Source organism: Thalassotalea sediminis (genome assembly GCF_030295915.1).
Taxonomy (GTDB): Bacteria; Pseudomonadota; Gammaproteobacteria; order Enterobacterales; family Alteromonadaceae; genus Thalassotalea_C; species Thalassotalea_C sediminis.
This window is the reverse complement of the sequence record NZ_AP027361.1, coordinates 3,092,685-3,117,154: the sequence shown is the minus strand read 5'-3', so window position 1 is coordinate 3,117,154 and position 24,470 is coordinate 3,092,685. Positions and strand designations below refer to the sequence as shown.

The following is a 24,470-nucleotide window of genomic DNA, read 5'->3' as shown; positions in this document are numbered from 1 at the left end:
CAATTATGTTGTTTGAAGCTTAATGAGTAAGCGGAATGGCTAATGTGAATTTAGCGCCGTGAAGATTCGTTGAAAACCCAGCTGAAATATCACCTTTGTGCCAATGAGCGACTTTGTGGCATATCGCCAAACCTAAGCCAAAATGACCTTGCTCGCGAGAACGATCAACATCGAGTTTGACAAAAGGATCAAAAATAACGGTAAATTTTTCTTTTTCAATGCCTTTACCATCATCTTCTATGACGATTTGCAATTTTTTTTGTACAACAGTTGTTGACATTAATACTTGTGTTTTCGCGTAATGAATCGCATTGGTCAGTAAATTCTGAAGCGCTCTATTTAACCAATATTGGTCGGCATTTATTACGGCATCATTAGTCATATTTTTACATGTCAGCGATACTTTATGTTGCTGTGCTAATGTTTGAAATTCACTACAAATACGGTCAACAAAGGCTTTTGCGTTAATGGGCTCAAACTTTAGGTGTATTCCTTGTCTTTCCATACTCGCATACGATAAAAATGCTGACGTCATGTCTTCCATTCTTGTTAATTCGATATCCATACGTTTGAGGTAGCTATTCTTTTTGTCAATACTGTCTGAATCGAGTGCTGCATCCATGCCAAAACGTAAACAGCTCATAGGTGTTCGTATATCATGTGATAAGCTTCGAGCTAGCAATTTATTGTCGGCCATTAGTTTTTCAATTTGAGCCGCCATTTGATTAAAACGACTTTCCAGCGGATATATATAGGAAAAACGGCTAAGGTTAACACGTACATTTTGCTCCCCTTTACCTATGCGCTCAGCAGCGTTAGTAAGCAAGTACAGACGTCTCGCTAAAGGTAAAAGCCACAAGACGATGATACTGCCGACGCCTAAGTATAAAATGGCAGTGAATAATGCATTTAAACGAAGGTTTTCTTCTTGTTCAAAGGGGATTTGCAGCTTTACTAGAAATTGTGGTGTGTTTGCAAGTCGTTTGAGCAAATAAGCTTGTTGTTCAGATGCCAACAGTAAACCACCTGGTTCAGATAATTGTGAAAACAGTGGTTCAGGTAATGCAATGGCAGCGGTTTCTTCTATGCTTACTGTTAAAGCGTAATGTTGTGCGATTTTGGCTAATTTAGTATTAATTTTCTGCTCTGCTACTAAATCAAGCTCTTGTGCGACACCTTCGATAAGCTGTTGGTAAATTTTTATTTCAGGTTGTTCTTCGTTAGTCGCATTTTTTTCAATTAACATATCTAGTCCCCAGCCGATTAAAAATAACGAACCAAAGACAGCAAAAATAATGCTAATGAAGAGTCGTTTCATCGCTAATCGTTCCAAGCATCAGCAACGAATAAATAGCCTTTACCCCAAACAGTTTTGAATTTCTTTGGGCTTTGAGGGTCATCGTTAAATATTTTTCTTAATGTCGATAACATGACATCAAAGCGGCGATCTTGCCCATCATATTCGCGACCTTTAAGTGTTTTGAAAACACTGTCTCGATCAACTACTTCACCAGCATGACTTGCCAAATACCACAGAAATGCGAATAAGCTTGTAGAAAGTTCAACCTCTTCACCTTTATAAGTAACGCGGTTGGCCTCCCCGTTAATGTGAAGTTTACCTAGCTTTATAGCACTCACATCTTTAACTTCAGTAGGTTGGTGTTTTAAGGCGCTGTGTATTCTTGCTAACAATGCTCTTGGTCTTACGGGTTTAATGACATAGTCATTTGCCCCAGCTTCAAAACCAATAACTTCGTCAAATTCATCAGCCCTTGCTGTAAGCATAATTATCGGTACATTAGATTGCTGCCTCAATAAACGACATACTTCTATCCCACTTAATGCGGGCAACATAATATCGAGGAGAACAACATCTGGCGCATAGCGTATAAATTCGTCGGCCACTTCATCACCGCGGGCAACATGTTTTACATGGAAGCCTTGTTCTTCAAGGTATTCTTTTACCCAATCAGCCAATGATAAATCATCTTCAACTAAGAGTATTTTTTGTGAATTTAACATGACGTTTCTACCTTGTTAAAAGAGTCGCCAGCGACGTTTTCTTGGTGTTGCTTTGTGTACCCAACTTACGTTCACGCTTGTCTCTGCCAATACGGTTTGAGCCTCAAGTGTAACCAGTTGATAATCAACTTTTTCACGGGCTTGAAACTCAAAAGTCCATTGATTTTTTTTACTATTACGCCAACATTGTAACGTTTGACCAGACGCTTTAACTTGCAAGCAATAGTTGCCTACCACTTGCGTTTGCCAACGCATATTAACTTTAGCGTAGCATGTGCGCCCCTGACGAAGCGTTACACAATTGTTAGGGGTAGTTGTCAGTAATACTTGCTTATCTGGTACTTCTTGTGCGTTTAATAGACTACTGATAAATAACAATATGAGTAATAACAACCATGCAGTTCCTTTGCTGTGGTTAAAATACATAGAGCACTCCTAACATCGCAGTAACACTATGAGATTTTTCTATAATTGGGCTGTCAGAAAGGTTATCGGAATATTTGCTAAAGCTAACCCCAGCATTAAAGGTCCACGATTCTGAAATAGGGCGTTGAACAAATGCTTCTAGTTGGCCTTTGAGAGCACCACTTGCTTGGTATAAAGGCCTAATTGCTGATACTTCATGACTTCTTATTCCATAATAATAATCCATCATGGTCTCAGGGTAGTAGCTTAAACTTGCGTTCAGGTAAATATCCCAGTTTCTATACGGCACAAGGTGGCTATAAAATGCTTCAAAAAGCCAACCTTTAGCGTCGCTTGGTATCGCTAAATTTGCAACATCTATTGAAAGCTGACTACTTTGAAAATATCGGGTATATCGTAATCCGATACCTTCACCAACATCTCGCTTGTCGAGTCCTTTTATGCTGGCAATTTCTTTATCTGCAAGGTCCATTATTTTACTGGGTGATATTCCGGTAATATAGGCCTTGCTAATAATATCGAGCTCCCAATCATCTTCAACGATGAGTTGATAACCAAGCTCAGCACCAAGGGCAAAGCTTTCCGAGCGACGATGGTTCGATTGAATGAAAAAGCCTTTATAATAGAAATCAAAAAGAAACGGTACAGTAAGGTAACTCTTGAGGTCTGATTGTTCGACGTCGGTTAACAAAATATCAGTATAATAGGCGGATAAACCTAACTGTGCTTGCCAGCTAAAGGTTTCATTAAATACGGTACTTTGATTTTCTGGTTTTTTTTCGTTAGCAACTACATTTGCGCACATCAAAAAGGCGATAATGGTGATGAGCGTTCTCGTCATGTGGGGCGTTCCTATGATGCTTAATTTGCTTCTATTTTTTATATTGAATGTGCGCTTTGAACCACACAATGGCCAAGAAAGGCAGCATGTTAACAAATTGTAATACTGAATGGCAGTATACTGAATGACCAAAATGTTTAAAAATTGTAAGAAAAAAACTCGGGCAAATGTTCAGTATGTGCATGACTGACGATACTTTTAAGGCTGTTAAGCAAAGGGGAAGGCGTTTGATATGCCAAAACAATTTCTCGTTTTAGATTTAGGCCTTGTATATTTTTGAAGCAAAGATCAGCTATTTCGATGACTTCTTTATGTGCTGGCACAATTGCACCGCCTAGACCCGCTTTTACTAGACCTATAGCATAATCAATCGTTTGTATTTTCGCGCGAATACGTGGCGAAACTTTTGCCAGTGATAATTCACGCGATAATGTTTGCCAAGCACTACAAGGTGTTCGTTGTATTAAATCTATCTCCTGTAAATCAGCTAGGGTAACGTTACGCTTTAATGCAAGTGGATGATTAAGAGGCAATGCGAGTACGAATTCTTCTTGCCATATTGTTTCATAACTTTCAGTAGAAGTGAGCTCATCTTTTGTGATGATCCGTGCGTGACATTGCGCGTCTTGTGGTACAAGCGTTAATGACATATTGGTTTCACGCGAAATAAATGTTTTTAGTAATTGACTCATTCGCGCTACTCCCAATCCTTTGGTAACGCCCAGTGCAAATTCAGTTTTTGTATCTTGTTGGGTAAAACTCGATTTAATCGCTTGTGCCTGCCCAAGCAGTTGTTTTGCCATAGCGTAAAGTTGCTTACCTTCGTCGGTAACACTTACCCCTGTAGACTGGCGAATGAATAAAGGGTGTTGCAGTTCAGCTTCTAGTTGTGCAATTGCTGTTGATATGGATGGCTGCGCGATAAAACAGGCTTTTGCAGCAGCATTGAAACTACCGTTTTCATAAACAGCGGTAAAGTATTTCAGTTGTTTTAAGTCCATAATATCCTACAGAAGGTGACTAATAGTTATAGTTTATATCTATAACAGGTAGAGAAAAACTATATTTTAACTTTAACATGAAATTACGTATGCTGCGTATCATGAATGATTATTGTTGTTGTAGTTGTACTAAGTGACCTGAGTACTTGTGTTAGTAAGCTAAACAATAATGCTAAGGTATGAGTGATGAAAGACATGAGTTTTAATTGGCAGGATCCATTACATTTTGATGAACTTCTCTTAGATGAAGAGCGTCTTATTCGAGAAACAGCACAACAATATTGCCAAGAAAAGTTGATGCCACGAATTATAGCAGCAAATCGAAGCGAAACGTTTGATGTTGAAATTATGCGCGAACTCGGCGCATTAGGTTTACTCGGCTGTACTTTGCCAGAAATATATGGATGTGCCAACACCAATTATGTCAGTTATGGTCTAATTGCGCGTGAAGTTGAGCGTGTAGACAGTGGCTATCGAAGTGCTATGAGTGTGCAATCTTCTTTAGTTATGCATCCTATATACGCTTATGGAAGTGAGGCACAAAAGACACAGTATTTACCGAAATTAGCAACGGGTGAACTCATTGGGTGTTTTGGCCTAACAGAGCCCGATTCAGGCTCTGATCCTGCCAGTTTAGCGACACGCGCAATAAAAGTTCCTGATGGTTACCGTATAACGGGAAATAAAACATGGATAACGAACGCGCCTATTGCTGATATATTTATTGTTTGGGCTAAGCTGGATGGTGAGATCAGAGGGTTTATTCTGGAAAAAGGTATGGAAGGTTTAACTGCACCGAAAATAGCAGGTAAGTTTTCATTGCGAGCGTCTATAACCGGTGAAATTGTTATGGACAATGTATTTATTCCCGAAAATCAAATATTACCGAAAGCACGTGGTTTATCAGGTCCATTTGGATGTTTGAATAAAGCGCGATATGGCATTTCATGGGGAGCTTTAGGTGCGGCTGAGTTTTGTTGGCATGCATCTAGACAGTATACGTTGGATAGGAAGCAGTTTGGTAAGCCACTTGCCGCCACGCAACTGATCCAAAAGAAACTTGCAGATATGCAAACGGATATAACAACAGGCTTATTTGCGGTTTTGCAAGCCGGGAGACTGATGGATACTGACAAGTTGGCACCGCAAGCGATTTCGTTGATCAAACGTAATTCTTGCGGAAAAGCACTTGATATAGCGCGTACCGCAAGAGATATGCATGGTGGTAATGGTATTGCTGATGAGTTTCATGTGATTCGTCACGTGATGAACTTAGAAGCTGTCAATACGTATGAGGGGACTCATGATATTCACGCGCTGATTCTGGGGCGAGCACAAACAGGCATTCAAGCTTTTTATTAACATGCTTACTCATGATAGGCGTCTGTATTAAGTAAGTCTGACACGGTAACAAATTGATATCCATGCTCGGTATAATGATTGATAATCGCAGCTAACGATTTGACTGTGTTTTTACGATTTCCGCCGCCATCATGCATCAGTATAATGGCTTCAGGGTGCATATACTGAGTAGCCGCTTTAACTAAATTATTGACCGAGTTGGTTTGCTCATTCCAATCTTGAGTGTCGATAGACCAAATAATTGTTTTTATGTTTTGCTGCGCGAGAAACTGGACTTGTTGTGAAGAAATACGACCAAAAGGTGGCCTAAATAATCGTGGTGTTTTACCTATAATTTTTTGCGTTATCTTAATTTGCTTATTAACTTGGTTTTGCCAAAACAAATCGATATTTTTATAGTTAAGCATATCGTCATGATCCCAAGAGTGATTAGCAATTTCATGCCCGTTATTGACGACAGATTGAACAATTTTAGGGTATTGTTGCATTTGATTCCCTAACATAAAAAATGTTGCCTTAACGTGGTGTTTTTTTAACACATTAAGTAGCGATAGTGTGTGTTCAGAGGGGCCATCGTCAAATGTTAATGCAACGGTTTTGTTGTTAAATGGGCCTTCGATAATGTAATGTTGAGGAAATTGTTGTGCTTTGTTCTCATGATCGCCAATAATTACCGTTTCGCCACGCCTTACATGTGAAGGCTCTGTCTTTTTTGGCATCGTTTTCGGATGCTGGCAACCAGAAATGAAGAGTAATAATATCATTGAGGACAGTGCGATTTTTATCATGTTTTGCCGTATGTTATTTTAAAATCAAGGCATACATTAATGCACACATCAGCGGATTACAATTAAACTGTATAAATATTCACTGTCGGTTAATATTTATCTTGACCAACGTGGCAACTATTCAGAACTATCAAGTGATAGAACTTATAAAAAGAATGAATAAAGTAAAGGACAACCAGCTAAAAACTCGTTAAAATATCAATAATTCCATTTATAATTGATGTAAGAAAGATAATGACATCTATTCGCAAGAAAAACGAAGCTGAATTAATTACGGCCTTTAAAACATTATTGAAAGAACAATGTTACGGTTCACAGGGACAACTTGCTGCTGCACTCGCTGAGCAGGGTTTTAAAAATATGTCTCAGGCAAAAATCTCGCGTTTGTTATCTAAGCTTGGTGCTGTAAAAATGCGAAATGCAAGCAGCCAAGTGGTATATATTCTTCCAGATGAATTGGCGATCCCTAAATCCCGCCAAGCGATCCAATCTGTTGTCGCCAGTGTTAAACACAATAATATGCAAATTATTGTTAAAACAGGTATTGGTGGTGCACCGTTGATTTCTCGTATGTTGGACAGTATGGGAGAATCTGCAGGCATTTTAGGTACGTTGGCTGGTGATGATACGATTTTTATCGCGCCAATGGATGTTAGTCGCATAGATCAAACGACAGAAGATATTAAACGACTGCTTGATGTCTAAATAGAAGAAAAAGCGCTAAGCGCTTTTTTTTTGCTTTAATTTCAACTAAATATAAAATGTGACACCGAATGTCATATGACAATTTATTGTCCTGTCATAAGCATGTCGCAGATCAAATAACGTGTTTATGGTGTACTTGTTTTCGAAGTGACATTACAACAGGAAATGCAATGAACAACGAACATATGCAAACGGATATGAGCGGAACAACAACCCCCGAAGTGGGCTATCGAAAAGGCTACCATTTTTACTGTACGATAGATGAACATCACATTCATGTGCATTGTTCAGCGTTATCGGGAAAGGAAAATATTTATGTTAATAACGAATTAATTGTTTCGCAGCGTAGTTTACGACGGAAGTCCTGCCAAACGTTGAATATCGCAAATCGTGTGGTAGAAATAGAAATAACGATGGCGAATTTGTTGACGGGCAAAGTGCATTGCACATTCATTGCTGATGGGACGCATGTGGCGACGCAGAAGCAAGTGCTGAAAAAGCGTTATCAACTTAAAGATAAAACATTCTTACCTTGGTTGTTACTTTGCGGGTTAATAGGCGGGGTTATTGGCTATATAAGTGTTGATATGATCACAACGCTGTTTTTGTAAGCAGGGTTGGAACTAGAGTATATTTATGGATATTAACGCAGAGAGAATTAAACAATTACGCACAAGCAAGGCATGGACACAACAGCATTTAGCTGATGCTTGCGGTGTTAGTCTTCGTACGATTCAACGTGTTGAAAGGTATGGCAATAGTTCAAAAGATACCTTAATGGCTTTAGCCGCTGTTTTTGAGCAAGAACAAGCAACGTTGTTAGCGCACAAAAATCAGGTTGAAGTGATAGAGTGTATTGTCGATATTACCCCTCAGTATAAGCGAAAAGCATTAATGTTAGCAGGTGCTTGTGGCCTTGTTATTGGTGTTTTGATTACGCTTCTCGTACAAACATTATTTAAGTAGAGGTTTATTATGAAATCTTGGTGGAAATCATTAACAGCTGTTGAGCAATCAGCGTTGGCAACTTTAGCTGGTATTAGTGCGGTTATTTTTTTGTTTGCTAGTGGTATCGTTATTGGCGGTATGTTAGCAAAATTTTTATAAAAGAAAGTGTAGAACCGCTAAAAAAAAAGCAGCCTTACGGCTGCTTTTTTAGTGGAAGATGTATTAATCTGCGATAGAAAATTTGTAGCGCATTTTACTGTAAAAAGGTGCATCGGGTGTTAACAATGTATTATTAATATCAGCACCCGTTTCTAAGTTATTGGCACGTTGCGGCTCCAAACATAAGCCTGCACGCTGTTGATATTGGCAGTTATTTTTCCCGATATGACTCCCGTCAATATAATTAGCGGTATATAAAATCAGACTTGGTTGATCGGAAAACACAGTAAGCATTCGACCTGATGCAGGCTCTACAACTTGTGCAGCATATTTATTGTCGTGTTTTGCATCTTCATTTAACAGCCAGTAATTGTCGAACCCTTTGGCAATGTTTACTTGCGAATCATTGCCATTAATATCGTTTGCTAACATTTTAAGCACACGAAAATCATGAACGGTATTGGAGACGTTAACGATCTCTCCTGTTGGGTATGCATTTGGCGTCATGGGTAAAAAATGATCTGCGTTGATCGCAACTTTGTGTTGGTGAATATCGCCACTGTCATGACCTGCTAAGTTAAAATAGCTATGTTGCGTTAAATTTAGTAACGTTGTTTTATCGGTTGTTGCGTGGTATTCGACTATTAATTCATTGTTGTCTGTTAAGGTATAAACAACACAAACATCTACAGTACCTGGGAAGCCATTTTCACCATCTGGGCTAGTATACTTTAACGTTAAGCTTGACTGGTTACTATCGCTAGATACTTCACTTGTCCATAACTTCTTGTTAAATGCATGTGGTCCTCCATGCAGTTGGCTGTCTGGAGCATTCAATGCAAGTTGATATTCTTGATCATCGAGTGTTATTTTTCCGTCTGCAATCCTACCTGCATACCGTCCAACAATTGCACCAAGGTAATAAGTATCTTGCTCATAATCTGATGCATTATCGTAGCCTAAGACAATGTCAGATGCTCTACCTGTTTTGTCGTGGGTAAATATAGAGGTAATAATGCCACCATAATTTGTAATGTTCACTTGCATGCCGTTAGTGTTTGTTAAAGTAAACAATCGGGCTGCTTCGCCAGTAGATAACAAGCCAAAAGGTTGTTCGGTGATTCGAGATAAACTCAGGTTATCAGACATATATAACTCCAGATGACGGGAATGCTTATTTATTTTATTGATACCGTTTTTCTGTGCAAGGTACTAAATGTAACTCCGTATTTTGATTAAGAAAACGACATTAGGCAACATTTAACCTTCATGGTAAGTTTTACCGAAAAAGAATCAACAGTTTCCATATAACAAATTGAATGCATCAATATTGTTTAGTTGCAAATAGTGAGTTAGTTTGGGAAGCTAAATGGATACTTAGATAAATTACAATAGCCATGAATGGACTCACGCTAAGAACTGCAACATTAAATGATATTCCTGTTTTAAAATCACTAGAGCAGGGGGTAATAAGCGCCGAAAAACCCTTTGAGGCGTGCTTTAAAAATGAACCCGTTATTTATTATGATCTGGTCGACTTAATTGAAAGTGATGAAAGCACTTTAGTGGTAGCTTGCAAGGGGAATGAGATTATTGCCAGCGGCTATGTAAAAATAAAAGCTGCGAAACCATATCTTCAACACCGTTTTTTAGGCTATGTTGGGTTTATTTTTGTTCACGCTCAGTATCGAGGTAAACGGATTGTTGAGCAGGTTTTACAAGCGTTGGAAGATTGGTGCGTTGTACAAGGGGTTAATGTACTACATTTAGATGTGTTTGCCGAAAATACGTCTGCTATTCGCGCCTATGAAAAGTTTGGTTTTTTGCCTCATTTGATTGATATGAGAAAGGTTATCTAATTTTTAAACAAGGATGTAACAATGAGAATTATAATATCAACGATACTGTTAATGTTTACAACAGGAGAGGTACAAGCGAGTGACCTAGACCCACCGTCGTTAGCCAAACATCTGGGCACTGTTGAGGCACCAGTACCGATTAAACGCATTAACCCTAAATATCCTAAATCTGCTGCAAGGCAGGGAAGAACAGGTTGGGCGACCTTTAGTTTCGTGATAGAAAAAAATGGCTCTGTTTCAAACATCGTGAAACTGGATTCATCAGGCAGCAAAGATTTCGAACGGGAGTCGTTAAGAGCAATAAAACATTGGCAATATAAACCAGCAATGGAAAATGGTGAACCGATTCAACGTTGTGTGAATACCGTTCAGCTTAATTTTAAAATATCCTCTAAAGCTGCGGAAGACGGCGTTCGCCGACGTTTTATGAAAAAATATCGCTTAGCTCTAGAGGCGTTAGAAGAGAAAGAAATAACGGCTGTAGAACAGTATATCGATGAAATGTCGTCGTTTAAAAATCGCTATGCGTCTGAAAGTAATTTATTGAATTTACTAAAAGCAAAATACAACGAAGCAATCGATAATAAACAATTACAACTCACCTATTTATCAAAGGTTCAATTTAATTATGGTCAAGACAAAGGCGTAAAATATAAATTAGCGATCACCCATAATAAGCTCGTTTTAGCTGTGCAATTAAATCAATTAAATAAAGCGTTAAACTATGTAGATAGATTAACTGCAATGCCGTTAAACGAACAGCAAAAGATAACTTACCAACAGCTTAAGCAAAATATTCATAAAACGATAAAGAGTGACAAATCGATTGTAGTCAAAGGAACATTACATCAGGTGCCGTTTTGGCATTTTACCCCTGTGCGTAATAGTTTTTCGATATTAAATGTTTCTGGGTTACTGACTAAAATGGATGTACGTTGTGCTAATAAATACCATACGTATACCGTTAATGAGCAATCTACGTGGCAAATACCTGAAAACTGGCAAGGATGTAATGTCATTTTATATGGTCAATCAGGTACTACATTTGATTTTGTGCAGTTACCTGAAGCTGCCGACGCCGTCTAACAGTTTACTTCACATCGTTTGTTATATCGACAAATGAAAGCAAGTAATGAAAAAGTATTGTTTTAATGTTCAGCCAATGGGTAGAATAACGTTAATAATATCTGTAAATAACCACTATGTCAGACAACTTGTTTTTTCAAACGCAATATAAATTAGACAAAGCTTACTATTTAGAATGTTTTGAACAATCCATGCCTAGTCAACAAACTTGGCGAGATTATCGTAAAGCCATTATTTTGGCAGGCGTTGGCGCTTTGCTCATTTTATTGACAGATGTGCTGCCTTATGCCGCTTGGTTTTTGTTTATTTTAGGTATTGTAGAAGCGTTAAGCGTTAAATATAAAAAAATATGGTGGATAACCAGACAAATGTGGAGTCAAGCCGCTAATAATATTGTGCATCTGACTGTTGATCACCGTGGCTTTACAACAACACTAACTGGCGTTAAGCAACACATCGCCTGGAAAGATATAAAAACGATTAAATCAACAAGTAAAGGCTGGGTGTTGATCACGGCTAAAGGTAAACAGTACTTATCAGCACAATGTTTGTCAGAAGACGTAAAGTCTGTACTTGAGGAAAGAGCTGAATAATCTGCTCTACTAATTAACATTATGTCAACTGACAGTAATCCAATACGCTTAACGAACGGAAAATTTATTAGTCTGTTTCTTCTGTTCTGGTTCTCATTACTCTTTTTTTCCCCCCTAGATCTTACAGCTTTGTTTGACTACGCGTTGTTTAGTTTCTTAGGCATGCTAGGCGCAATTTTCGCGAATTCAACTGGTGCCGGTGGCGGTGTAGTATTTATACCCGCCTTTAATGAACTTGCATTTAGTGAAAAGCAATCGGTTGCGACCAGTTTTGCTATTCAATGCTTTGGCATGACAGCTGGCGCATTGACATGGTGGTTTCACTATAAACAAGAAAAAGTAGATCTTAAGCTATGGCAAGGGTTTAAACGTATCATTTTAATTTGTACGTTAAGCGCTATTGCAGGTATTTGGCTAGTTTATGGTAATAATTGGCAATCGCCTAATAGTTTACATCATAACTTTAGTTGGTTTTCGCTGTTACTTGGCTTATTTATTGTGCTCACGGTTTATTTTGTCAAACCAAGTCGAGATCACAGCTGTTTAACAATTTTTGATGCCATTGCGCTAATCGCAATAAGCCTAATCGGTGGTGTTATTACTGCATGGCTGTCTGTTGGAGTCGGCGAATTAATCGCTATTTATCTAATTTTACGTCGTTTTGACATTACCATGGCGGTTGCCGTTGCGGTAGTTGTCTCGGCATTCACTGTCTGGTCTGCTATTTGGCACCATACGATCGTTAGTTTTCAGGTTTACTGGCAGGTTGTGGTATTTGCAGGGCCCGGGGCAGTTTTAGGTGGTATTTTTGCTAAAACGTTAGTGAGTTATTTATCAGCGACAAAATTAAAACTTTTTTTCGCGTTTTGGTTGCTAGTAATTGGCGTTGTTGGCATTAAATAGCAATTATTCGATGTCAGGTTAACTAAATGAGAATAATTCTCAAAAACCTTGACTCATTTGGGGAATGTCATTAGTCTTGCTGACATTCTTATTTAGCTAAATTTATCTGCAGAGAACAAGTTATGTTTAAAACGTTATTTATTACCTTTAGCGCAGTTGCTATCAGTTTTCTATTACCTACGAAGGTGTATGCTGCGGACGAAGTTAATGTTTATTCTTATCGTCAAGCAAACTTGGTAAAGCCACTTTTTGATGTATTTACCGCGCAAACAGGCGTTAAGGTCAATGTCGTTTTTGCCAAAAAAGGTATGGCAGAACGGTTAGCACGTGAGGGCGAACATAGCCCAGCAGATATACTGCTTACAACCGATATAAGCCGTTTGGTGGAGTTGCAGCAAAAGTCATTATTACAAGCAGTAGACTCGGAACTTTTGCAAAAACATGTTCCTTCACACTTACAATCAGCTGACAATACTTGGTTTGCTCTTACTACACGTGTACGAAATATATACTCTTCAAAGCGATTAGGCGAAATTTCAATAAGTTATGAAGATTTAGCCGACCCTAAGTGGCAGGGGCGTGTTTGTACTCGTAGTGGTAAACACCCTTATACGATAGCTTTGGTTGCTTCAATGGTTGCAGAACATGGCGAAAAGAAAACGCTTGAATGGTTACAAGGGTTTAAAGCGAATTTAGCACGTAAGCCGCAAGGAAATGATCGTGGGCAAGTTCAAGCTATTCATCAAAACCTTTGTGACTTGAGTTTAGGAAACAGCTATTACTTTGGTAAAATGTTAACCAGTCCGACTCAAAAAAAGTGGGCTGATGGTGTTAATATTAATTTCCCAAATCAACAAAACCGTGGCGCGCATATTAATATATCAGGCGTCGCAATGGCAAAATATGCCCCTAATCGTGATAATGCGTTAGCTTTAATGGAGTTTTTAATTTCTGAAAAAGCGCAACAAATGTATGCGGAAACGAATATGGAATATCCAGTACGAAAAGGTGTTCCATCTTCAGATTTAGTCGCCTCTTGGGGAGCGTATAAAGCTGACGACTTACCACTAGTGACTATTGCACAACATAGAAAAACGGCAATCAAACTTATTGATCAGGCTAAATTTGATTTGTGATATCACGCGTTAACTATCCTTTATGGTCAATTTTCAGTTGGTTACTGGCTCTGGCGCTGATTGCGCCAGTGGCTGTTATGATCTTTTCAGGGGCTACGGCTAATAGTGAAACGTTAACGCATTTATGGCAAACGGTATTACCTGACTATGTGTTAAATACTTTATTATTAGCACTCTATGTCGTTGTGTTGGTGATTCTTTTTGGCGTACCTACAGCAGCATTTGTGAGCCTTACCAACTTAAAGACACGTGCTACTTTGCGTTGGGCATTATTACTACCCCTTGCTATGCCTGCCTATGTTATTGCTTACCTATATACTGATTTTTTTGATTATGCTGGACCTATCCAACGTCAGCTACGTTCAATGTTTAATTGGCAATCTCCCGCCGACTATTGGTTTTTTGATCTGAGAACCTTAACTGGCGCAGCGATTATGATCGCCCTAGTGCTATTTCCTTACGTTTATATGTTGGTGAGAACCGCGTTTGAACATCAAGATCCAAAACTTATTAAAGCAGGACGTTCGCTAGGGTTAAGTGAGTTGCAATGTTTTTACCGCATTAGTTTACCACTTGCTCGACCTGCTATTGCCATTTCGTCAAGCCTTGTCTTAATGGAAACCTTGGCAGACTTTGCTACGGTACAATATTTCGCGGTAAATACGTTAACCACAGCAGTTTATGATACATGGTTGGAATACGGTGAGCTTGCAACCGCAAATGCGATCGCCAGTCTGCTAATGATTTTAATATTGCTAGCAGTTGCTGCTGAATACCGTGCCAGAGCTCATCTTCGCCATCAATCACAACTTAACCATGAAGAGTTGCCGCTAATACAATTGTCACCATTTCAACACTTGGCGGGCAATTGTTATTGCTGGCTTATGGTTATTACAGGTTTTATTTTACCATTTCTCGTCTTACTTGATATGACCATTAGTCACCTTGAGCAGACAGAATTTACACAACTATTTATGTCAGGTGTTAATAGTGTCGAAGTAGCAGTTTATGTTGCAACAATTGCGAGTTTGATTTCATTAACATTGGTATTATATCGTCGCTTAAGCGGTGTAAAAAGTAATGGTAGACCATTGCAGCTATCAGGGTTTGGCTATGCAATACCGGGCACTGTTTTGGCCATGGCGATGCTAGCGACATTTGGCCCCCTAGATCATTGGATAAATGATCTTGCAGTATGGTTTAATGTATCAAAACCAGGGTTGATTTTATCAGGTAGTTTGTTTGCCATTGTTTTTGCATTAGTAACACGATTTGCTGCTATTGCAAACGGCACGATTGCCAGCGGCATAACAAAAATTCCTCAGTCGCTAGACCTCGCACCCGCGAGTTTAGGTGTGGGCAAATGGCATACTGTGTTTAGAGTTCATATCCCCTTATTGAAATCTTCGTTTACAGTCGCGTGGTTATTGGTCTTTGTTGAAGCAATGAAAGAGTTACCTGCTGTACTTATACTCAGACCCTTTAATTTTGATACGCTAAGCACTCAGGTATATCAGATGATTTCAGATGAAAGATTAGAACAAGGTGCTATTGGCGCTTTACTCATTGTACTGTTTGGATTGCTACCTATCATAGTGTTAAATAGAAAAGAGAAATTACATTGAGTGATATATTAACTATTGAGGGATTGTCTGTAGATATACAACAACAGACAATTCTTGCCAACATCAATTTATCGTTAACTTCAGGTGAAATACTTGGCTTAGTAGGACCAAGTGGCTGCGGAAAAACAACGTTGCTTAGTGCTATTGCAGGGTTTGTGTTACCGCAAGAAGGGCAGATTAATATTGATGAGTTAGTCATTACACAAAATAACCCAGTGGTTGCAGAGAAACGTAATGTTGGTGTTATTTTTCAAGATTATGCATTGTTTCCTCATTTAACTATCTGGCAAAACATCGCCTTTGGTATTAGTAAATTATCAAAGGGTGAGCAACAACAACGTACTGAAAAACTGTTAACCTTGTTGCGATTGACAGCGCAAAAGGACAAATTTCCACATCAGTTATCGGGTGGACAACAACAACGTGTCGCTATCGCACGGGCGTTAGCGGTAAGACCAAAGGTGTTATTACTCGACGAGCCGTTTTCTAATATTGACGCTAGACTGCGCAATGGTTTAATGATTGAGTTAAAAACTTTATTAAAATCACTCAATATTAGTGCGATTTTTGTAACACATAACAAAGATGAAGTGTTCTCGTTTGCTGATAAAATAGCGCTAATGCACAAAGGCCATATTCTTCAGTCAGGCACACCCAGAGATGTCTTTGACCATCCTAATTGCTGGCAGGTGGCAGATTTTCTGCAAATAGGCAGTTGGTTACCTGTTGTTCGCAATGGTGATCATGTTGATTCTGCACTTGGTGAATTGACGAATATGGCAAGTTCACTTGCCGGTAGTGAAAAACAACTTTTGTTAGTAAAGCCGCAATACTTAACGTTAGCGACTAAAAAGGCTAATTGTGTTGTCAAACATGTATCTGTGACTGAGCAAGGATACCACTATTCGCTATCTAGTATTGAGCAAGGTAACGAACTTGCGTTTGAAAACCTGAGTTTTTATAGTCAAACGTTATTAAAGATAGAGCAAGCAATAGCATTGGCACTTAAGCCGCACCTATACCAACTATACACCGCACCAAAAAGCGATTAATTTTCGGTGCGTTGCGACTGATTTAAGCACAAGTGTTTTTTAGTTGTCGCGTAATCGTTATACCACCTTTTTCAAGTAGCTGGTTTACTGACCGGTTTTTACTAAATGAAATTTCTGAGTAACAAAAATAGGTGTTTCGATTTCGCTTTTATCGTAAAATAGGTGCCTGTTAGTTTTATCGTGCTTCTGGGTACCCGCTTCTGGCGCTAAACTAGCACGGCACTGGTCGGCTTATTCACTTTAGTGACCTATTTCGCTCAGATAAGTTAAATATTTGGGCGAGAAAACCACAAAACCCCACAAAAACATAAACTTCCTTCTATGCCGCAATTTTATTGCTGATCACGTTGATCAAATAAGCAATTCTTTGCTTGACATACCTTTACTAGACTCACTAAACTGTATCAATGTGGAGAAAAGTGGGAAAAAGTGGATCTTGGTAGATCTACAAACTTAAAAGGCAATATGTTTAGAGGCACCAACGCAATCACGCTTGATAGTAAAAGCCGTATCACGATACCAACGAAGTATCGCGAAGAGCTTGTGGCTGATTGTCAGGGAAAAATGGTGTGTACAGTAGATATACAACACGCCTGTTTATTGCTTTATCCACTCCCTGAATGGGAAGAAATAGAATTAAAACTTTGTGGGCTTTCAAGTATGAACCCGCAAGAGCGATTATTGCAGCAAGTATTGCTGGGTAATGCGTCAGACTGTGAGATGGATAAGAGTGGTCGCTTATTAATCAATGGTCCGCTACGCAACCATGCTGGCCTCGACAAAAACGTGATGTTAGTCGGTCAGCTGAAAAAGTTCGAAATTTGGAGCGAACAAGCATGGCAAAGCCAAATGCAGCAAGGCATTGCCAAAATACAGTCAGGTGAAATTGAATTAACAGAGCGATTGCTCGACCTGTCTTTATAACAAAAGAAATTCATTACAACTAGAACGGCGTTTATTTAAAATGCAAACTGATAAGTCTCACATTTCTGTGTTGCTTGACGAAGCAATATCAGGACTCGCGATTAAACCCGACGGTATTTATATCGACGGTACATTCGGTCGCGGCGGCCACTCAGGACTTATCCTTTCCAAGCTCTCTGACCAAGGGCGTTTAATAGCTATCGATAGAGACCCCACCGCAATAGCTGCTGCAGAAAAATATTCTGCTGACCCGCGATTTTCTATCGAACATACTGGATTTGCAGACTTATTATCTATTGCAGAAAAAGAACAGCTATTGGGTAAAGTTGATGGCATTTTATTGGATCTTGGTGTTTCATCACCGCAATTAGATCAAGCAGAACGTGGCTTTAGTTTTATGAATGATGGACCGCTAGATATGCGCATGGACACAACACGTGGACAAACTGCAGCTCAGTGGTTAGCCACAGCAGATGTTGAAGACATTAGTTGGGTGCTAAGAACGTTCGGTGAAGAGAAACATGCATGGCGTATTGCTAATGCAATTGTAGATAGTCGCGACGAGTCTCCATTAACCCGCACGGGGGAATTGGCTGCATTAATCAAGAAAACTGCACCACAACGTGAAATCAAGAAACACCCAGCGACCAGAAGCTTTCAAGCCATACGTATGTATATCAACAGTGAGTTAGAGCAAATTGAAAAAGCGCTCGCCGCTTCTTTGTCTGTACTCGCTGAAGAAGGCCGATTAGTCGTGATTAGTTTTCACTCGTTAGAAGATCGATTAGTAAAGCAGTTTATGAAAAAACATTCACAAGGAAAACAAGTACCGCGAGGGTTACCTGTCAGTGAAGCAGAGATTAATAAGGGAAAAAAACTTCGGTTAGAAGGGCGTCAAAAACCTTCAAAACACGAAGTAGGTGAAAATGTGCGCTCACGTAGTTCCGTGATGCGGATAGCAACAAGGTTGGCAGATTAACCATGTCAACCAAAGTGATCTTGGCATTTGAAGTATGGCAAGACATTAAGCGTTATTTTTGGATGTACATATTGTTGTTAGCAGTCGTTTTTTCTGCATTTGCGGTGATTTACTTCACACATTTAAATCGACAAAGTACTAGTCACTTGGAAGTGTTGTTAACAGAAAGAGACGAATTAGATATTGAATGGCGTAACTTGTTACTGGAACAAAATAGTTTAGCGGAACACAGTGCCATTGAGAGTAAAGCAGAAAAAGTGCTCAATATGGAAAAGCCAACGGCTGAAAATGAAATTATAATTAGGTTGAAGTAATTCATGGCGAATAAGGTAAGTAAGTACAAACAAATGACGGCATCATGGCGATTTTATCTCGTCATTGGCGTTATTGTGCTTGTTTATTTAGGTTTAACTGCACGCACCGCATACATTCAAGTCATCGAACCTGATATGTTAAAACAACAGGGCGATATGCGGTCATTGCGTACAGCAGCGAATAAGGTGCACCGTGGCTCTATTGTTGATCGAAATGGTGTTGAGCTTGCGGTCAGTGTCCCCGTTGATACCGTTTGGGCTGATCCTAAAATTATTATGGAGCGCAACGCGTTAGCTAAAGTGGAGCATTGGCAAGCACTTGCTGATGTATTAGATAAAGATGTTAATACGCTTAAATCACGCGTGACCAAAAATCCAGCTAAACGCTTTGTTTACGTTGAGCGTCAAGTATCGCCAGCCATGGCTGACTACATTAAGCAACTTAAAATTCCAGGTATTTATTTACGTAAAGAGTCTAAACGATTTTATCCAGCGGGTGAAATTAGTGCCCATGTTGTTGGTTTTACTAATGTTGACGACAAAGGCATTGAAGGTGTTGAACGTGTTTATGATGACTTACTAACCGGCGAGCAAGGCAGTAAACGCTATCGTAAAGATGCAAAAGGTAATCGAATTGAAGTACTGGAAACAATCGATGCGAAGCCGCCGCAAGATTTGACTTTAAGTATTGATCAGCGAATTCAAGCGCTTGCTTATCGGGAGCTAAAAGGGGCAGTTAAAGCTTTTAATGCAAGCTCCGGTTCAGTTGTTGTTGCTGATGTTGATAGCGGCGAAGTACTTGCGTTAGTAAATAGCCCATCTTACAACCCAAATAATCGTACGAATGTTGCACTTCATCGCCTGCGCAATCGTGCAATTACTGATTTTTACGAGCCTGGTTCGACAATGAAACCGATGGCTGTGCTTGCCGCGTTGGAATTTGGTGACATTACCAAAGATACTGTTATTGATACAAGTAAACGCATTATGCGGTTAGGCGGTAGACGTGTAGGTGATCCACGTAGCTACGGAAAACAGACACCTGAAGATATTTTAGTGAACTCTTCTAACCTTGGCACGTCAATGCTTGCGTTATCGTTACCTAAAGACTTCTTTTTAGACCAATTTTTTCAAGCAGGCTTTGGCGAAAGTACTGGTATCGGCTTAATTGGAGAGAGTCACGGCATTATGCATACGCGTTCTCGCTGGTCGCAAATAGAACTTGCAACCTTATCTTATGGCATGGGAGTTTCTGCAACACCGATTCAAATGGCACGTTTTTATGCCGCAATCGCTAATGGCGGTGTAAAAAAACCATTGAGCATATTAAAACGTAAAAAAGTTGATACCTTTGACGAACAACGCATCTTTTCCAAAAAAAATACCGAAAGTTTATTGGGGATGTTAGAGCAAGTTGTTGAGCAAAAAGCGCATAAAGCCAAAGTAGAAGGTTATCGAGTCGGTGGAAAAACTGGCACAGCGTTCAAAGCGGTAGCGGGTGGATACGGGAATGACTATGTAGGTTTATTTACCGGTATCGCACCAATATCCGACCCTAAAATTGTTGTTGTTGTCGTCATTAATGAGCCTGGTGGTGATCTCTATCATGGTGGTGAAATAGCTGCGCCGGTTTTTTCTCGTGTTATGCAAGGGGCATTACGGTTACTAAATATAGAACCTGACGCCGGTACTCGTGTTGTTAATGCAAACAGCAAACGAGGAGGTGAACGTGTTTAATACTGACGCTGACTATGTTGAATCTATTCTGCAGCAATTTGGTATTAAGGTATCGCTTTCGTTGACATTGCAGGCAAGACAACTTTGTAATGACAGCCGCCAATTGCAAGCAGGTGATATTTTTTGTGCGGTTGCAGGCACACAACAACAAGGCGAGCATTATATTGCTGATGCACTAGCAGCAAACAGTAGTTTGATACTTGTGGAAACCAGTGACGTATCAAAACATGGATTGACTCACCAAAAGGTTAATCAAGCGGGAGACTGTGTTGAGATAATAAGTTTTTATCAATTGAATAAGTGTTTGTTTGCACTAGCAAAAGCATTTTATAAGTCCCCACAAGCTCACATGACGATGATTGGTATAACCGGGACAAATGGCAAAACAAGTACTAGCCAAATAATTGCTCAACTGCAAGAGTCGTTAGCGATGCCAACCGGTGTTATTGGTACTAATGGTGCAGGTAAAGTTGATGCACTAATCCCTATTGCTAATACAACGCCGGGCGCAACAGAGTTACATTCATTATTACAGGCTTTTGTTGAAAGTGATCAAAACGCTGTTGTTATGGAGGTGTCTTCGCATGCACTAGCGCAAGGCCGAGTGACTGCCGAATTATTTGATATCGCTGTGTTTACTAACTTATCTCGAGACCACCTTGATTACCATGGTTCTATGGCAAGTTATGCTGATGCTAAAGCTAAAATATTTGCTAACAATAACCTACAAGTAGCGGTAGTTAATGGCAATGATGAAACAGCGAAACAATGGTTAGCTGAAGGCAAAATTCAAAACGCGCTTGTTTATGGACGAGATCTAACCGTCAAACAGTTTGACAACTATGTGCATGCATCAGCAGTAAAAGCAACTAAGCAGGGAATGAGTTTTGTTGTTAAAACTCAAGATGATGAGCAATTAATCGAGAGTCCATTATTAGGTATTTTTAATGTTGATAACCTATTAGCGGCAATAAGTGTGTTACTTGTACGTGGTCATAGCTTATCTAACATTGCGACAGCCGTAAAAGAGATAAAACCGGTAATGGGTCGAATGGAAACATTCCAATCTGCAAAACTTCCTTTAGCTGTGGTTGATTACGCCCATACACCAGATGCATTAGCTAATGCTTTACAAGCATGCCGTGAGCATTGCTCAGGCAAATTGTGGGCAGTATTTGGTTGTGGTGGAGATAGAGATAAAGGCAAACGTGCCATTATGGGTCAGGTTGCAGAGCAATATAGTGACAACATCATTATTACTAATGATAACCCGAGAAGTGAACAGCCTGAAGCTATTGCTAATGATGTACTTTCAGGCTGTGTTAAGCCTGAAAACGTTACTGTGATGTTAGAACGTCAGCAAGCGGTGCTGCATGTGTTAAAAACTGCGACAAATAAAGATGTGGTGCTATTTGCAGGCAAAGGACATGAAGATTATGTCGAAATACAAGGCAAGCGCCATCAATATAATGAACGTGAGTGGGTTCGCTCACAATATACAACTGGTATCACGCAATGATTAAATTACAACTATCAGAAATTGCTCAAGCGCTAGACGGAAAACTAATAGGTGCAGACAACGCGATAAATGCGATCAGCACTGATAGTCGAACGATAAAAGCCAACGATGTCTTTTTAGCGCTGCGTGGTGCCAAATTTGATGGTCATAAATATGTTGAACAAGCTGCTGAAATTGGATGTTCAGCGGTCATTGTTGACCATGAGTGTTCAATAAATATACCGCAAATTATTGTGAAAGACACACACAAGGCATTGGGTAAAATTGGTGCTTATGTCAAAGCTAAGGTTGCGCCTAAAACGGTTGGTATCACTGGTAGTAGTGGGAAAACGACAGTTAAAGAAATGGTCGCAGCAATTTTAGCGCGCTTAGGTAAGGTTCTAGCGACAGAAGGGAATTTTAACAATGACATTGGCGTGCCATTAACGTTATTACGCTTAGAGCATGACCATGATTTTGCTGTTGTAGAAATGGGCGCTAATCATATGGGGGAAATAGCATATACCTCTAGCCTTGTTCAGCCCGACGTTGCAGTAATAAATAATATTGCTGCCGCACATTTAGAAGGTTTTGGTGATCTTTGTGGTGTTGCCAGAGCTAAAGGCGAAATTTACGAAGGGATGAAAAGTGACGGTGTTGCACTTTACAATCAAGATTGCAAATTAGCGAATAAATGGCAGTGGCGCCTCGTAGATAAAACCGTTAAAACCTTTTCTTGTTATAACAAAGCGGATTGTTACAGTAATGATGTTGTGCTTGATGATAATGGTTGTGCAAGTTTTAACCTAACGTGTGAGAACGTCGGATCTACATTTATTGAACTTACCGTTCCTGGCCGCCATAACGTTTGCAATGCTGTAGCCGCTGCCGCAATTGCTTTAGAGTTTGGTGCAACATTAGAAGATATTAGGCTTGGTCTAGCAGAAATGAACCCTGTTAAAGGGCGTTTGAACCTTCATCATTTAGGAAATAACTACAAATTAATTGATGACAGCTATAACGCGAATGTCGAGTCTATAAAAGCAGCAAGCGATTTACTCGCTAGCTATCCTGGAAAACGCGTACTTATTCTTGGCGATATGGGGGAATTAGGTACTAATGCGCGCAGTTATCATCAAGAAGTAGGTGAATATGCGGCAGGACGTGATATCGATGAATTATTAACGTTAGGCGTGCTAAGTCAAAATACCGCGGATGCATTTAATCAAAGAAAACCCAAGCATGGTAAGCATTTTAGCGAACGTTCAGCACTTTTAAAGCATTTACAACATGTACTGTCAGATGAACAACAAGAAGTCTCTATATTAGTGAAAGGGTCACGTAGCTCTCACATGGAATTGGTTGTACAAGATATTATTAAATGGCGTAGTAGCCAAATCCATGAGGAAATTGCTTAATGTTACTTTGGCTAAGCGAATATTTAACCCAGTATTACAGCGCGTTTAACGTTTTTTCTTACTTAACGTTTAGAGCGATTGTGTCTACGTTAACAGCATTGGGTGTTTCGCTATATTTTGGTCCAAAATTGATTCGTTATTTACAACGTATGCAAATAGGTCAAACCGTTCGTGATGATGGCCCAGAAAGTCATTTGTCTAAGTCTGGCACACCGACCATGGGTGGTATTCTTATACTGGCAGCCATTGTGTTTAGCATTTTACTGTGGGGCGATTTATCTAACCGTTATGTGCTGACCGTACTTTTTGTTGTGGTTAGTTTCGGTATCATTGGTTTTGTTGATGATTATCGAAAAGTTATTCGTAAAGATGCGAACGGTTTAATTGCTCGCTGGAAGTACTTTTGGCAAACCATTTTAGGCCTTGGCACCGCATTTTTCTTATATACAACAACTCAGCAAGCTGAAGAAACAGCGCTTATTATCCCATTTGTTAAAGATGTATTACCTCAGTTAGGTGTACTGTATATCTTATTAACTTATTTTGTGATCGTTGGTACAAGTAATGCCGTCAATCTAACGGATGGTTTAGATGGTTTAGCTATCGTCCCTACCATTATGGTTGCAGCGGCATTTGCAGTATTTGCTTACGTAACAGGTAACATTAATTTCTCTGCGTATTTAAATATTCCTTATATTCCTTTGACCAGTGAATTGGTTGTCGTTTGTACCGCCATCATCGGTGCAGGGCTCGGTTTTTTGTGGTTTAACACCTATCCCGCACAAGTATTTATGGGGGATGTAGGTTCACTTGCGTTAGGCGCTTCATTAGGGGTCATTGCTGTTCTTGTTCGTCAAGAGCTCGTGCTTTTTATCATGGGCGGCGTTTTTGTAATGGAAACAGTGTCGGTAATTTTACAGGTAGGCTCATACAAGTTGAGAGGTCAGCGTATTTTTCGGATGGCGCCAATACATCATCACTATGAATTAAAAGGGTGGCCGGAACCGCGTGTAATCGTGCGCTTTTGGATTATTTCTTTGGTGTTAGTGTTGATTGGTTTAGCCACCTTGAAGCTTAGATAAACAATTATAGGT

General features: G+C 39.6%; 26 protein-coding genes. 19 read left to right on the top strand and 7 right to left on the bottom strand.

What is annotated here, in order from left to right:
- Nucleotides 1-19: 19 nt before the first annotated feature.
- From QUE09_RS14290 to QUE09_RS14270, 5 genes are all read right to left on the bottom strand, one after another.
- Nucleotides 20-1,318 carry an ATP-binding protein gene (locus tag QUE09_RS14290; protein WP_286233505.1) on the bottom strand — a complete coding sequence of 433 codons (1,299 nt, stop codon included), beginning with the start codon at nt 1,316-1,318 and terminating at the stop codon, nt 20-22.
- A gap of 2 nt (nt 1,319-1,320) precedes the next feature.
- On the bottom strand, nt 1,321-2,022 hold the full coding sequence (locus QUE09_RS14285) for a response regulator (protein WP_286233504.1): 702 nt from the start codon (nt 2,020-2,022) through the stop codon (nt 1,321-1,323).
- A 15-nt stretch (nt 2,023-2,037) separates the two neighbouring features.
- The gene (locus QUE09_RS14280) at nt 2,038-2,448 is read right to left on the bottom strand and encodes a DUF3019 domain-containing protein (protein ID WP_286233502.1); all 411 of its coding nucleotides are present in this window, start codon (nt 2,446-2,448) and stop codon (nt 2,038-2,040) included.
- The gene (locus tag QUE09_RS14275) at nt 2,438-3,289 is read right to left on the bottom strand and encodes a MipA/OmpV family protein (RefSeq protein ID WP_286233501.1); all 852 of its coding nucleotides are present in this window, start codon (nt 3,287-3,289) and stop codon (nt 2,438-2,440) included. The genes QUE09_RS14280 and QUE09_RS14275 overlap by 11 nt, the downstream gene beginning before the upstream one ends.
- Nucleotides 3,290-3,426: 137 nt before the next feature.
- On the bottom strand, nt 3,427-4,290 hold the full coding sequence (locus QUE09_RS14270; RefSeq protein WP_286233500.1) for a LysR family transcriptional regulator: 864 nt from the start codon (nt 4,288-4,290) through the stop codon (nt 3,427-3,429).
- Between the two features lie 186 nt (nt 4,291-4,476).
- Here QUE09_RS14270 and QUE09_RS14265 point away from each other — a divergent pair, with 186 nt between their 5' ends.
- Entirely contained in the window at nt 4,477-5,652 is a 1,176-nt protein-coding gene (locus QUE09_RS14265; protein ID WP_286233499.1) for an acyl-CoA dehydrogenase, read from the top strand.
- 5 nt (nt 5,653-5,657) lie between these two features.
- On the opposite strand, the gene QUE09_RS14260 is transcribed toward QUE09_RS14265, so the two are convergent.
- Nucleotides 5,658-6,440, bottom strand: coding sequence for a polysaccharide deacetylase family protein (locus QUE09_RS14260; protein ID WP_286233498.1), 783 nt, complete (start codon nt 6,438-6,440; stop codon nt 5,658-5,660).
- A gap of 234 nt (nt 6,441-6,674) precedes the next feature.
- On the opposite strand from QUE09_RS14260, the gene argR reads away from it, so the two are divergent.
- From argR to QUE09_RS14240, 4 genes are all read left to right on the top strand, one after another.
- On the top strand, nt 6,675-7,145 hold the full coding sequence (gene argR, locus QUE09_RS14255) for a transcriptional regulator ArgR (RefSeq protein WP_286233497.1): 471 nt from the start codon (nt 6,675-6,677) through the stop codon (nt 7,143-7,145).
- A gap of 170 nt (nt 7,146-7,315) precedes the next feature.
- On the top strand, nt 7,316-7,756 hold the full coding sequence (locus QUE09_RS14250; RefSeq protein ID WP_286233496.1) for a hypothetical protein: 441 nt from the start codon (nt 7,316-7,318) through the stop codon (nt 7,754-7,756).
- Between the two features lie 25 nt (nt 7,757-7,781).
- Entirely contained in the window at nt 7,782-8,111 is a 330-nt protein-coding gene (locus QUE09_RS14245; protein ID WP_286233495.1) for a helix-turn-helix domain-containing protein, read from the top strand.
- 9 nt (nt 8,112-8,120) lie between these two features.
- Nucleotides 8,121-8,252: a hypothetical protein gene (locus QUE09_RS14240; RefSeq protein WP_286233494.1), complete on the top strand. Its 132-nt coding sequence runs from the start codon at nt 8,121-8,123 to the stop codon at nt 8,250-8,252.
- A 63-nt stretch (nt 8,253-8,315) separates the two neighbouring features.
- Here QUE09_RS14240 and QUE09_RS14235 read toward each other — a convergent pair whose 3' ends face one another.
- Nucleotides 8,316-9,401, bottom strand: a complete 1,086-nt coding sequence (locus QUE09_RS14235) for an aldose epimerase family protein (RefSeq protein WP_286233493.1) — start codon at nt 9,399-9,401, stop codon at nt 8,316-8,318.
- Between the two features lie 248 nt (nt 9,402-9,649).
- On the opposite strand from QUE09_RS14235, the gene QUE09_RS14230 reads away from it, so the two are divergent.
- From QUE09_RS14230 to mraY, 14 genes are all read left to right on the top strand, one after another.
- Nucleotides 9,650-10,111, top strand: coding sequence for a GNAT family N-acetyltransferase (locus QUE09_RS14230; protein ID WP_286233492.1), 462 nt, complete (start codon nt 9,650-9,652; stop codon nt 10,109-10,111).
- Between the two features lie 21 nt (nt 10,112-10,132).
- On the top strand, nt 10,133-11,197 hold the full coding sequence (locus QUE09_RS14225) for an energy transducer TonB (protein ID WP_286233491.1): 1,065 nt from the start codon (nt 10,133-10,135) through the stop codon (nt 11,195-11,197).
- A 116-nt stretch (nt 11,198-11,313) separates the two neighbouring features.
- On the top strand, nt 11,314-11,790 hold the full coding sequence (locus tag QUE09_RS14220; protein ID WP_286233490.1) for a YcxB family protein: 477 nt from the start codon (nt 11,314-11,316) through the stop codon (nt 11,788-11,790).
- Nucleotides 11,791-11,811: 21 nt separating this feature from the next.
- The gene (locus QUE09_RS14215; RefSeq protein ID WP_286233489.1) at nt 11,812-12,693 is read left to right on the top strand and encodes a sulfite exporter TauE/SafE family protein; all 882 of its coding nucleotides are present in this window, start codon (nt 11,812-11,814) and stop codon (nt 12,691-12,693) included.
- Between the two features lie 122 nt (nt 12,694-12,815).
- Nucleotides 12,816-13,829, top strand: a complete 1,014-nt coding sequence (locus QUE09_RS14210) for a Fe(3+) ABC transporter substrate-binding protein (RefSeq protein ID WP_286233488.1) — start codon at nt 12,816-12,818, stop codon at nt 13,827-13,829.
- On the top strand, nt 13,826-15,454 hold the full coding sequence (locus tag QUE09_RS14205; RefSeq protein WP_286233487.1) for an ABC transporter permease: 1,629 nt from the start codon (nt 13,826-13,828) through the stop codon (nt 15,452-15,454). Before QUE09_RS14210 ends, QUE09_RS14205 begins: the two co-directional genes overlap by 4 nt.
- A complete protein-coding gene (locus QUE09_RS14200) occupies nt 15,451-16,506 on the top strand; it encodes an ABC transporter ATP-binding protein (RefSeq protein ID WP_286233486.1) in 1,056 nt (351 codons plus the stop codon). The genes QUE09_RS14205 and QUE09_RS14200 overlap by 4 nt, the downstream gene beginning before the upstream one ends.
- Nucleotides 16,507-16,971: 465 nt before the next feature.
- On the top strand, nt 16,972-17,430 hold the full coding sequence (gene mraZ, locus QUE09_RS14195; protein ID WP_286235944.1) for a division/cell wall cluster transcriptional repressor MraZ: 459 nt from the start codon (nt 16,972-16,974) through the stop codon (nt 17,428-17,430).
- Between the two features lie 40 nt (nt 17,431-17,470).
- Nucleotides 17,471-18,409, top strand: a complete 939-nt coding sequence (gene rsmH / locus QUE09_RS14190) for a 16S rRNA (cytosine(1402)-N(4))-methyltransferase RsmH (RefSeq protein WP_286233485.1) — start codon at nt 17,471-17,473, stop codon at nt 18,407-18,409.
- Nucleotides 18,410-18,411: 2 nt separating this feature from the next.
- Nucleotides 18,412-18,723, top strand: a complete 312-nt coding sequence (gene ftsL, locus QUE09_RS14185) for a cell division protein FtsL (protein WP_286233484.1) — start codon at nt 18,412-18,414, stop codon at nt 18,721-18,723.
- Nucleotides 18,724-18,726: 3 nt separating this feature from the next.
- On the top strand, nt 18,727-20,460 hold the full coding sequence (locus QUE09_RS14180; protein ID WP_286233483.1) for a peptidoglycan D,D-transpeptidase FtsI family protein: 1,734 nt from the start codon (nt 18,727-18,729) through the stop codon (nt 20,458-20,460).
- Entirely contained in the window at nt 20,453-21,979 is a 1,527-nt protein-coding gene (locus QUE09_RS14175; RefSeq protein ID WP_286233482.1) for a UDP-N-acetylmuramoyl-L-alanyl-D-glutamate--2,6-diaminopimelate ligase, read from the top strand. Before QUE09_RS14180 ends, QUE09_RS14175 begins: the two co-directional genes overlap by 8 nt.
- Nucleotides 21,976-23,376, top strand: a complete 1,401-nt coding sequence (locus QUE09_RS14170; RefSeq protein ID WP_286233481.1) for a UDP-N-acetylmuramoyl-tripeptide--D-alanyl-D-alanine ligase — start codon at nt 21,976-21,978, stop codon at nt 23,374-23,376. The genes QUE09_RS14175 and QUE09_RS14170 overlap by 4 nt, the downstream gene beginning before the upstream one ends.
- On the top strand, nt 23,376-24,458 hold the full coding sequence (mraY, locus tag QUE09_RS14165) for a phospho-N-acetylmuramoyl-pentapeptide-transferase (protein ID WP_286233479.1): 1,083 nt from the start codon (nt 23,376-23,378) through the stop codon (nt 24,456-24,458). The genes QUE09_RS14170 and mraY overlap by 1 nt, the downstream gene beginning before the upstream one ends.
- The last annotated feature ends 12 nt before the right edge of the window (nt 24,459-24,470 follow it).

Coding starts and splice junctions, on each gene's coding strand:
- QUE09_RS14290 (WP_286233505.1), bottom strand. CDS start 1,318: ATGAAACGACTCTTCATTAGCATTATTTTTGCTGTCTTTGGTTCGTTA.
- QUE09_RS14285 (WP_286233504.1), bottom strand. CDS start 2,022: ATGTTAAATTCACAAAAAATACTCTTAGTTGAAGATGATTTATCATTG.
- QUE09_RS14280 (WP_286233502.1), bottom strand. CDS start 2,448: ATGTATTTTAACCACAGCAAAGGAACTGCATGGTTGTTATTACTCATA.
- QUE09_RS14275 (WP_286233501.1), bottom strand. CDS start 3,289: ATGACGAGAACGCTCATCACCATTATCGCCTTTTTGATGTGCGCAAAT.
- QUE09_RS14270 (WP_286233500.1), bottom strand. CDS start 4,290: ATGGACTTAAAACAACTGAAATACTTTACCGCTGTTTATGAAAACGGT.
- QUE09_RS14265 (WP_286233499.1), top strand. CDS start 4,477: ATGAAAGACATGAGTTTTAATTGGCAGGATCCATTACATTTTGATGAA.
- QUE09_RS14260 (WP_286233498.1), bottom strand. CDS start 6,440: ATGATAAAAATCGCACTGTCCTCAATGATATTATTACTCTTCATTTCT.
- argR (WP_286233497.1), top strand. CDS start 6,675: ATGACATCTATTCGCAAGAAAAACGAAGCTGAATTAATTACGGCCTTT.
- QUE09_RS14250 (WP_286233496.1), top strand. CDS start 7,316: ATGAACAACGAACATATGCAAACGGATATGAGCGGAACAACAACCCCC.
- QUE09_RS14245 (WP_286233495.1), top strand. CDS start 7,782: ATGGATATTAACGCAGAGAGAATTAAACAATTACGCACAAGCAAGGCA.
- QUE09_RS14240 (WP_286233494.1), top strand. CDS start 8,121: ATGAAATCTTGGTGGAAATCATTAACAGCTGTTGAGCAATCAGCGTTG.
- QUE09_RS14235 (WP_286233493.1), bottom strand. CDS start 9,401: ATGTCTGATAACCTGAGTTTATCTCGAATCACCGAACAACCTTTTGGC.
- QUE09_RS14230 (WP_286233492.1), top strand. CDS start 9,650: ATGAATGGACTCACGCTAAGAACTGCAACATTAAATGATATTCCTGTT.
- QUE09_RS14225 (WP_286233491.1), top strand. CDS start 10,133: ATGAGAATTATAATATCAACGATACTGTTAATGTTTACAACAGGAGAG.
- QUE09_RS14220 (WP_286233490.1), top strand. CDS start 11,314: ATGTCAGACAACTTGTTTTTTCAAACGCAATATAAATTAGACAAAGCT.
- QUE09_RS14215 (WP_286233489.1), top strand. CDS start 11,812: ATGTCAACTGACAGTAATCCAATACGCTTAACGAACGGAAAATTTATT.
- QUE09_RS14210 (WP_286233488.1), top strand. CDS start 12,816: ATGTTTAAAACGTTATTTATTACCTTTAGCGCAGTTGCTATCAGTTTT.
- mraZ (WP_286235944.1), top strand. CDS start 16,972: ATGTTTAGAGGCACCAACGCAATCACGCTTGATAGTAAAAGCCGTATC.
- rsmH (WP_286233485.1), top strand. CDS start 17,471: ATGCAAACTGATAAGTCTCACATTTCTGTGTTGCTTGACGAAGCAATA.
- ftsL (WP_286233484.1), top strand. CDS start 18,412: ATGTCAACCAAAGTGATCTTGGCATTTGAAGTATGGCAAGACATTAAG.
- QUE09_RS14180 (WP_286233483.1), top strand. CDS start 18,727: ATGGCGAATAAGGTAAGTAAGTACAAACAAATGACGGCATCATGGCGA.
- QUE09_RS14170 (WP_286233481.1), top strand. CDS start 21,976: ATGATTAAATTACAACTATCAGAAATTGCTCAAGCGCTAGACGGAAAA.
- mraY (WP_286233479.1), top strand. CDS start 23,376: ATGTTACTTTGGCTAAGCGAATATTTAACCCAGTATTACAGCGCGTTT.